This is a genomic window from Polaromonas sp. P1_G4 (genome assembly GCF_056405475.1).
Map to the genome: position 1 here is coordinate 1 of NZ_JBFUCA010000134.1, position 9,086 is coordinate 9,086.

The 9,086-nt window shown below is 62.4% G+C and carries 10 protein-coding genes; 5 read left to right on the forward strand and 5 right to left on the reverse strand.

The annotated features are described in order from the left end of the window. The first annotated feature begins 79 nt into the window (after positions 1–79). Positions 80–376: a cell division topological specificity factor MinE gene (gene minE, locus AC1D1X_RS08955; RefSeq protein WP_477670417.1), complete on the forward strand. Its 297-nt coding sequence runs from the start codon at positions 80–82 to the stop codon at positions 374–376. 83 nt (positions 377–459) lie between these two features. Next, positions 460–2,166, forward strand: a complete 1,707-nt coding sequence (locus tag AC1D1X_RS08960) for an ABC1 kinase family protein (RefSeq protein WP_477670418.1) — start codon at positions 460–462, stop codon at positions 2,164–2,166. Positions 2,167–2,188: 22 nt separating this feature from the next. Here AC1D1X_RS08960 and AC1D1X_RS08965 read toward each other — a convergent pair whose 3' ends face one another. After that, positions 2,189–3,025: an inositol oxygenase family protein gene (locus AC1D1X_RS08965; RefSeq protein ID WP_477670419.1), complete on the reverse strand. Its 837-nt coding sequence runs from the start codon at positions 3,023–3,025 to the stop codon at positions 2,189–2,191. Positions 3,026–3,139: 114 nt separating this feature from the next. Between AC1D1X_RS08965 and AC1D1X_RS08970 the strand changes: the two genes are divergently transcribed. Together AC1D1X_RS08970 and AC1D1X_RS08975 are read left to right on the forward strand one after the other, a co-directional pair. Continuing rightward, complete coding sequence (locus AC1D1X_RS08970) at positions 3,140–3,964, forward strand: alpha/beta fold hydrolase (protein WP_477670420.1); 825 nt, start codon at positions 3,140–3,142, stop codon at positions 3,962–3,964. Positions 3,965–4,092: 128 nt separating this feature from the next. Further along, a complete protein-coding gene (locus tag AC1D1X_RS08975) occupies positions 4,093–4,932 on the forward strand; it encodes an alpha/beta hydrolase (RefSeq protein ID WP_477670421.1) in 840 nt (279 codons plus the stop codon). Between the two features lie 25 nt (positions 4,933–4,957). On the opposite strand, the gene AC1D1X_RS08980 is transcribed toward AC1D1X_RS08975, so the two are convergent. From AC1D1X_RS08980 to AC1D1X_RS08995, 4 genes are all read right to left on the reverse strand, one after another. After that, a complete protein-coding gene (locus AC1D1X_RS08980) occupies positions 4,958–5,173 on the reverse strand; it encodes a hypothetical protein (protein ID WP_477648569.1) in 216 nt (71 codons plus the stop codon). Between the two features lie 238 nt (positions 5,174–5,411). Continuing rightward, on the reverse strand, positions 5,412–6,221 hold the full coding sequence (locus AC1D1X_RS08985; RefSeq protein ID WP_477670422.1) for an alpha/beta fold hydrolase: 810 nt from the start codon (positions 6,219–6,221) through the stop codon (positions 5,412–5,414). A 1-nt stretch (position 6,222) separates the two neighbouring features. After that, a complete protein-coding gene (locus AC1D1X_RS08990; protein WP_477667089.1) occupies positions 6,223–6,414 on the reverse strand; it encodes a hypothetical protein in 192 nt (63 codons plus the stop codon). Between the two features lie 312 nt (positions 6,415–6,726). Further along, positions 6,727–7,140 carry a VOC family protein gene (locus AC1D1X_RS08995; protein ID WP_477670423.1) on the reverse strand — a complete coding sequence of 138 codons (414 nt, stop codon included), beginning with the start codon at positions 7,138–7,140 and terminating at the stop codon, positions 6,727–6,729. An 820-nt stretch (positions 7,141–7,960) separates the two neighbouring features. Between AC1D1X_RS08995 and dcm the strand changes: the two genes are divergently transcribed. After that, positions 7,961–9,086, forward strand: a 1,126-nt coding sequence (dcm, locus tag AC1D1X_RS09000; protein WP_477698158.1) for a DNA (cytosine-5-)-methyltransferase, incomplete at its 3' end; no start/stop codon positions are given.

The following is a 9,086-nucleotide window of genomic DNA, read 5'->3' on the forward strand; positions in this document are numbered from 1 at the left end:
GACAAGGACAAGCCCATGCGTTTCATCGACGCGCAAAAACCCGGCCTCTTCAAGCGCTGGTTCGGGGGGAAATAAAACGATGGCGTCCTTCCTGTCCTTTTTTCTCGGCGAAAAGAAAAAAACTGCCAACGTCGCCAAGGAGCGGCTGCAGATCATCCTGGCGCACGAACGCACAGGGCGCGGCCATGAGCCCGACTACCTGCCCGCGCTGCAGCGCGACCTCATCGCCGTGATCGCCAAGTACATCCGCATCGACCCGCACGACATCAAGCTGCACCTGGAGCGCCAGGACAACCTGGACGTGCTGGAAGTGAAGATCGAGCTGCCCGACAAGAAGGAAAAATCCGGCGCCTCAGCCGCCGCAGCCCGCAAATAGAGCACGCCAGAAAACCCGCCGCGCCTGCCCTGCAATTGACAAAAGGCAAGCCCGCCAACACAACTCAGGGCTATCATCATTCGATGTTGATCGGGACCTTCGGCGCTGCGCGTGACATGACGCGCCTGGCAGAAATCGCCGGCGTGCTGGTTCGCCACGGCTTTGGCGACAGCGTGCGCCGCCTCGGCCTGGCCGACAGGCTTGAACGCGCGGGCCATGCGCTGCATTGGGACGGCGTGGCCGACCTCGCCCGCATCAGCCCCGCCGAGCAGGTGCGTCTGGCCATGGAAGAGCTGGGCCCCACCTTTGTCAAGCTCGGGCAAGTACTCGCCGGGCGCGCGGATCTCTTCGGCCCCGAATGGATCACCGAGTTCGAAAAACTCCACAGCCACGTGCCGCCCGTGCCGCTGGCCCTCCTGCTGCCGCAGCTGCGCGAAGACCTGGGCGGCGAGCCCGAAACCGTCTTCGCCCGCTTTGACGCCACGCCGCTGGCGGCCGCCTCCATAGCGCAGGTGCATCGCGCGCAGCTGCACGACGGCACAGAAGTCATCGTCAAGATCCGCCGCCCCGGCATCACCGAAGTCATCGAAGCCGACCTGCGCCTGATGGAGCGTCTGGCCTCCATGGCCGAGGCAGAGCTGCCCGCACTCAAACCCTACCGCCCGCGCCAGCTGGTGCGCGAGCTCGCCAAGTCGCTGCACCGTGAGCTCGACCTGGCCGCCGAATGCCGCCATGCCGAGCGCATCGCCGTCAACATGGCGCCGCTGCCCTATGTCGTGATCCCGCGCGTGCACTGGGCCCACACCGGCCCGCGCGTCAATGTGCAAGACCTGGTCGAAGGCGTGCCCGGCAGCGCACTGGAGCAGCTCACGCCCGAGGCCGGTTTTGACCGCGGCGAACTGGCCCGCCGCGGCGCCCGCGCCGTGCTGAAAATGATTGTGGAAGACGGCCTCTTTCACGCCGACCCGCATCCCGGCAATGTGTTTTACCTGCCCGGCAACGGCATCGCCTTTATTGATTTCGGCATGGTCGGGCACTTGACCGCGCGGCGGCGGGAAGAGCTGCTGCAGCTGCTGCTGGGCCTGGTCGAGCGCCAGCCGCAAGCCGTGGCCGACGTGCTGCTCGACTGGACCGGCGACGAGCATGGCGTCAACCTGTCGCAGCTTGAGTCCGAAATCGAAACCTTCGTCGACCAGTACCACGGCACGCCGCTGGCCCAGCTCAGCCTGGGGCAAATGCTGTCCGATGTCACCGCCATCCTGCGCGAGCACCACTTGGGCCTGCCGCCTGACCTGGCGCTGCTGATCAAGGCCTTCATCTCGCTCGAAGGGATGGGCCGCGGGCTGGACCCGGGCTTTCACATGGCCACTGAAGCCACGCCACTGCTGCGGCAAGTGGTGCGCGCCCGCTACCAGCCCAAGGCCCTGGCCACCCGGAGCTGGCAAACCTTCAGCCGCGCGCTGGCCCTGGCCGGGCAGCTGCCGCATGATCTGTCGCGCCTGCTGCGCAACGCGCGCCGCGGCCGCGTGCACGTGGGCATAGAGCTGGCCCACCTCAAGCGCGTGGGCGACCAGTTGGACCGCGCCGCCAACCGGCTGGCTATGGCGCTGGTGATCGCCGCGCTCATCATCGGCTCGTCCATCGTCATGACGGTGAAGGGCGGGCCCACGCTGTTTGGCCTGCCGGCCTTCGGCTTTCTGGGTTTTACGGGCGCCATGGCCGGCGGCATATGGCTGGTGCGCGCTATCTGGCGCAGCAGCCGCAGCAGCAACGGCGTTGAAGAGGACTGAGGGCCCGGGCTGAAACTACAAACTACAGCTTGAGCTGCGCCGGCAAATACTTCGCCATCAAGTCGTCGTAATACGGCTTGAGTTCGGCCAGTACCGGCGGCCTGTCGTTCTTGGAATAGAGATCGTAGGGGTTGAACTTCTGCACCCATTCCAGGTGCGCCGCGTCCTGCGCGTCCGTCAGGTGGCCGTACTGGCCCTCACGGTGCCAGGCGTAGAAGGAGTGGTAGCGAATCATGTACAGCGCCGGCATCGGCAAATGCGACTTCAGCAGCTGGTACAGGTATTCGTCATGGCCCCAGGACATGTGCACCGCGTCCAGCCCGCAGCCGGGTGCATACACGCCGTACTCGCTGTTGTAACGCGCGTCACGGCTGTCGGGGTTCAGGTCAAAGTATTCGGGGTAAACGATGCGGTCTGAAAACCTGCAACCCACCGGGAAGGTGTCGCCCACCACGGCCCACTGCGGCTCGCCGAACAGGCACAGCACCTTGCCCAGGTCGTGGATGAAACCCGTCAGCACAAACCAGTCGGGGTGGCCGTCGGCGCGAATAGCCTCGGCGGTTTGCAGCAGGTGGCTGATTTGCGGCAGCTCGATGTCCGGGTCCGACTCATCGACCAGCGTGTTGAGGAATTCCAGCGCGGCCCAGGGCGTCATCTCGCGCTGCGAAAACGCCAGCCACTCGGCTTTCTTGCGCTGCACAAAATCGTAGGTCTGGTTCTGGTGGTTGTTGCGGTAGAAGGTGCGTACACGGTCCAGGCCGGGCTGCGCGTAATCGCGGTAAGCCGCGCGGTCAGGCTCACTGGCCAGCAAGGGGGTTGCCGGGGCGTTGGGGGTGGTTTGCGGCATGACGGCGTTCATCGTGCCATTGTAGGAAGCCCGGCCCCTGCGTGCAAACCCGGCTGTCGCGGCGGTTTGCCGGGGTTATATTGGGCCCGACCTCGATCCCCCATCAGCCACCGCCCGAAAGGCTTTATGCGCCGCAGACATTTCCAGCACTTTGTTGCCACGGGCCTTCTTTTCGCGTCTGCCCTGCTGGCCGGCGCCGTCCACGCGCAAGACGGCAACCCCAAAATCGGCGTGCTGATGCTGCACGGCAAAAACCCCGGCAGCAACAACGACCCCAACATGAGCCGCATCAAGCCCGTGCTGGAAGGCGCAGGCATGCTGGTGCTGTTTCCCGACATGCCCTGGTCGCGCGGCCGCTATATCGACGGCAACTGGGACAAGGCCATGGCCGAAATGACCGGCCATGTCAAAACCCTGCGCAGCCAGGGCGCCACGAAAATCGTGATTGCAGGCCACAGCCTGGGCGTGCCCGCCGCCATGAGTTTTGCCGCGCGCGGCGGCGACGTGCAGGCACTGGTGCTGCTGGCGCCCGGCCATGTGCCGGCGCGCTACTACGCATCGCCGCAAAGCAAGGTCGTGCGCGAAAGCGTGGACGAAGCCCGCGCACTGGTTGCCGCAGGCAAGGGCGATTCGCGTGAACGCTTTTCCGACATCAACCAGGGCAAGCAGCTGAGCGTGACGGCCACCGCGAAAGACTACCTCAGCTATTTCGACCCCGAGTCCGATGCCGACATGGGCGTCACCGCCCCGCGCATCCCGGCCGGCACCCCCGTGCTGACAGTGGTGGGCGAAGACGACGGCATCAGCAAATACGCCCGTCCCTACTTTGCCGACAAGCTGCCCGCCAACCCCAAAAGCCAGTACCTCGAAGTCAAGGCCAACCACCTCACCACACCGGTCGTGGCCAGCGAGGCGATGGTGCAGTGGATCAAAGCCGCGACGGCGCCATGAAGCACCGGCGCGCCAGCAGCGTTCAACGCGCGCGCTATTGCTTTGATAGCTGCTCGCGCCCGTCCTGATTGGGTTGCAGCCCTATTTTCTTTAAACAAATCCCGAAACGTCCTCACAGGAACCCCACCATGACACCGCATTCCTCCGCACGGTACCTGTGGCTGCGCCACGCACTGCCCGCTCTCCTGCTGTTGTGCATGGTCGTGGCCGGGAAYGTACTGGCGCAAAGTGCGCCGCGCGTGGTCGACATTCCCACCCGCCCGGGTGTGACCCAGCGCTTTGTCTACATCGCGCCCACCCCGAACGCCACCCCCAAAGCCTCCGTCATATTGATGGCCGGCGGCCACGGCGGGCTGCAAATCAACGACAGCGGCGGCTATGGCTGGGGCAACGGCAACTTCGTCGTGCGCACGCGCCAGCAGTTTGCCGACGCCGGTTTTGCGGTCGCGGTGATTGATGCGCCGTCAGACAAACAGTCGCCGCCGTTTCTGTCGGGCAACCGGCAAAAGCCCGAACACACCGCCGACGTGCTGGCCGTGATTGCGTGGCTGAAGCAGCAGTCGCCTGTGCCCGTGTGGCTGGTGGGCACCAGCCGCGGCACACAGTCGGCCGCCTACATCGCCACGGAGGCGGCGCCGGCGCAGGGCGGCCCCGACGGCATCGTGCTCACGTCCACCATCCTGACCGACCCCAACGGCCGCGCCGTGCCCAAAATGCCGATGGAGAAACTGACGATTCCGGTGCTGGTGGTGCACCACGAACAAGACGGCTGCAAGCTCTGCGCCTTCAGTGACATGCCGCAGCTGATGGAAAAACTGGCCAAGACGCCGAAGGCCGAGCTGCTGACCTTCACCGGCGGCCAAAGCCGGGGCGACCCCTGTGAGGCCATGGCGTACCACGGCTATAACGGGCTGGAGGCCGAAGTGGTCGGCAAGATCGGCCGCTGGATGGCCGCGGCCAAGCCCTAGGGCGTTACGACCGCTTGGGCCGCATTCAAGCCTGTTCGGGCTTGTCCAGCAGCTTGTCGTTCGGGCTGTTGCCCGCGGCCGTGTGGTTGAGCGACAAGCTCACGCCTGCCCGCTTCTGCACGGTGTCTACCGCATCCGGGTCCGGCGCCACGCTCCAGGCCATGGCGGTGGTCAGCACCACCAGCGAAGGAATGGCCCGCAAATAGCGCGGGTGAAACAGGAAGTCGGCGATCTTTTTCATGGCGGCCTTTCTCGGCGATGTCTGCAGGTGGTTGCCCCGCAGAAAAAAACAAGCGTTCATCCTGCGCCGCCAAACTTAGAGCCATGCGTCTGCCACGTTGCGGTTTGTAAGGAAATGCCTCAGCGGCAGGTAAAGATGCGAACAGCGCCGAAAGCACCAAGCGCTATGGTATTGATAGCTGCTCGCGCACGTTCTGCCAGGGCTGCAGCCACTTTTCGTGATGAAAATGGCCTTTATTTCATTCCAGAAACCGGTTCACGCACGCCATCACCCCTTCGGCCTGGTCCTTGTGCGCCTCATGGCCGGCAAACGGAATGTTCAGCAGCTTCGCGCCGGGCACCTGCTCCGCCAGCTCAAACACACTGGCACGCGACACCAGGTGGTCTTCATCGCCGCGAATCGCCAGCAAGGGGCAACTGATCTGCTTGACGCAGTCGCCCGGGTAGCCGCTGGGGCCGTCGTCCAGCCACATCGGCACGACGGCATCAATCAGCGCCGCAAAGTCGGGCTGCGGGTTGACCGCGTTGTACAGCGCCACCGACTCGGGGAATTTTTTCGCCCAGCTTTGCGCCGTGACGCCGCCCAGCAGCTTGCGCACCGGGTCATCGGCCTTGAGCATTTTGTCGGTGCCAATGACAACCAGCTTGTCGATCAGTGACGCAGTCTGCGCGGCCATGCGCAACGCCGTGATGCCGCCGTCGCTGAAACCCACCACGCTGCAGCGCTCAACGCCCAGGTGCTGCAGCACAGCAGCAGCGTCAAGCGCCAGCCGCTGGTAGGTCACGCCCGCCGTGCCCAGGGTTGACTTGCCGTGGCCCCGGCTGTCGATGCCGATCACGCGGAAGCGCTTCTGCAGCAGCGGCAGGGCGCTGTTGAAGTCCTTCATCGTGCCCAGCCCACCGTGCAGAAACAGCAGCGGCGGGTCGGCGTCATCACCGTGAACCTCAAAGTAAATCTTCGCGCTGTCCAGCGTCAGGTGCTCGCCGCTCTGGTGATCAAACTGGCCGGCCTTCACCCCCGCCCCGCGGCTGAACGTGTCGGCAGCCACGTCAACGCCCCGTGCTGCCGCGGCGCGACTGCAGCTGGTTGCTGCCGCCCACATGCGACTCCCGGTCGCTGCGGCTGTTGGCCGTGCGCTGGCCCTCGTTCTTCTGCGTAGGTTTTTGCTCACCCATCTGGTTGAAGTCGTTTTCAACCTTGCCGCCGTGGCCCGATGCTTTGGGTGTGCCGTCTTGCTCCATCGCTCCGCCGGCCTGGTTGCGTGCGTCCTCGGTTGCGAGTTGCTTGTTCTGCTTGTTTTTTGCGTTCTGTTTGTTCGGCATGGTGTGTCTCCAGATAAAGGGGTTGAACAAGGGCCAGCGTGCAAACAAGGCAACACCAACCCGCGTAACAACCATTCTGAAAACCCCGAATGCCCGCCCATGTCAGACAGCGCCCCGTACCCAAGCGCGACAAGGCGAAGGGAAAGCAAGCCGGATTGCTATGAATTAAATAGCTGCTCGCGCACGTTCTGCTTGGCCCAACGGCCCATTTGACTTAAGACCAGCGTTACATCAACCCGCAGATGTATCCGAAAACTGCGCTTCAATCTTGTGCCCGTCCAGGTCCCGCACAAAGCAGCCGTAATACTGCGGCCCATACAAAGGCCGCGGGCCCGGCGCGCCATCACCCTGCCCACCCAGCTCCAGCGCCTTGGCATAAAACGCATCCACCTGCGCTTTGGAAACGGCGAGGAAACCAAAATGCGAGCCATTGCCCACATGCGCCTTCCCGCCATCGTGCGGCACACCCACCCAGAACTCCGGATACGCGCGCCCAAAAGCGACGGCACCAGGGTGCTCCATGATCACCTTGATCTCCATCGCACCCAGCACAGCGGTGTAGAACGCCTTGGCACGTGGAAAGTCGTTTGTGCCGATGGAGACGTGGGACATGATGCTTTCGGGGAGGGATGGGGTGTTGGGCATGGGCTTGTCCTCGTTGGTTGAAAAGGAAAAGCTTAGCCAGCCGTATGGCCCCTGGCAACGAAGACCCCAGTTCTGCAAAGCCTATTGGTGCGGTATCGTCAGTACAAACAAATGCGCGCAAGGAGGGTTTGATGGATCATGATTTTTTGAAAGGTGCTGACCGCGAGCGGCCCTTCACTCCGCCGCCTGAGCAACCCGTTCTCCGTTGGCTTGGCGCACTACTCACACTCCTGGCTCTCATTTACGCAGGCTACCGAACAACTGATTGGTGGAATCAACGCCCGCCGGTCACCGGAATCACGCCGGCGCCCACGCGCCCCAGCCAGGCCACAGGGCAACCACAAGGACAGCCTCTACCCAGCACAGCACCAGAACCAGGGAGTCGACTCGTCACCAAGTGCCTAGCCAACGGCAAAACCACATACAGCGACGGCGACTGTGCTGCAGGCGCAAAGACCAGCCGGGTCGTGACTAAGGAAAATCACAACCTGATGGATGCGGTCCGCCTACCGGAGACACCTCCAGCAGCAGAACCACCAGCTCAATCAACGGTGATAGCAGAGAGCAAACCCAACTACGACTATGCCGCGATGAAAGCGGAGTGCGCAGCATTGGACGAACGCATCAAACATCTAGACGCAATGGCTCGCCAGCCACTCGACGGTCAAACCCAGGATCGGATACGCGACGATCGGAAAAAGGCCCGCGATAGGCAGGCCCGGATCCCCTGTAGATAGACAACAACAAACAAAATAAAACCACTGGATGAATGTACAAGGGGACAAAAAGCGGACAAAATGTCCGAAATTATTCCCGCCGCATGAAAACCACACCACTTATCACTGCCGACCACTCCGCAACCATCGCCTATTTGGCGGCCGCTCGCAAAACCCACACCCAAGAAGCGGTAGCCAAACACCTCAAGGTCAGCCCTCGCCACCTCCGCCGATGGGAGACGGGCGAATTACCTCCACCGGCGCACATCGCGGCCGAGCTTCAGAGACTCCTCAACTTCGGCCCCCTTTCGGGAAATGGTGACTTCAAGTTCCTCGACCTGTTCGCCGGCATCGGTGGCATCCGGCTCGCGTTTGAAGCAATCGGCGGTGAATGTGTGTTCACCAGCGAGTGGGACTCTTATGCCCAGAAGACCTACACAGAGAACTTTCAGGGCGGGCACCCGCTGAACGGTGACATCACCCAAATCCACGAAAAAGATATTCCAGACCACGACGTCTTATTGGGCGGATTCCCCTGTCAGCCCTTCTCCATCGCCGGAGTTTCAAAAAAGAATGCCTTGGGGCGCGCACACGGCTTTGCGGATGCAACTCAAGGCACCCTGTTCTTTGATGTGGCGCGGATCATTGCCGAGAAACGTCCTCGCGCCTTCATGCTTGAGAACGTCAAGAATCTYCAGTCCCATGACAAGGGGCGGACGTTTGACGTCATCCTTAAAACCCTGCGTGATGAACTCGGCTATCAGGTTTTCCACAAGGTCATCGACGGCGCTCACTTTGTGCCACAGCATCGTGAGCGAATCATCATCGTCGGGTTCCGTGAGCCGGTCATGTTTGACTGGGATATGGTTGATCTGCCGGGCAAAGGCCAGCACACCCTTGGCGAAATTCTTCACAAAAAAGTCGGCGAACCGGAACTGGAATGGGACGGTGATAAGTATTACGACCACGCAAAACGCAAAGTACTCGACAAGTACACGCTGACTGACAAGCTCTGGGCTTACTTGCAAGCCTACAAAAAGAAGCACCAAGAAGCGGGTAATGGATTCGGTTTCGGCCTCGTCACTCCAGACAGCGTTACACGCACGCTGTCTGCGCGTTACTACAAAGATGGCTCTGAGATTCTCGTGAGCCAAGGGAGCAAAAAGAATCCCCGTCGCCTAACACCACGTGAATGCGCGCGCTTGATGGGCTTTCCGGACAGTTTGAGAA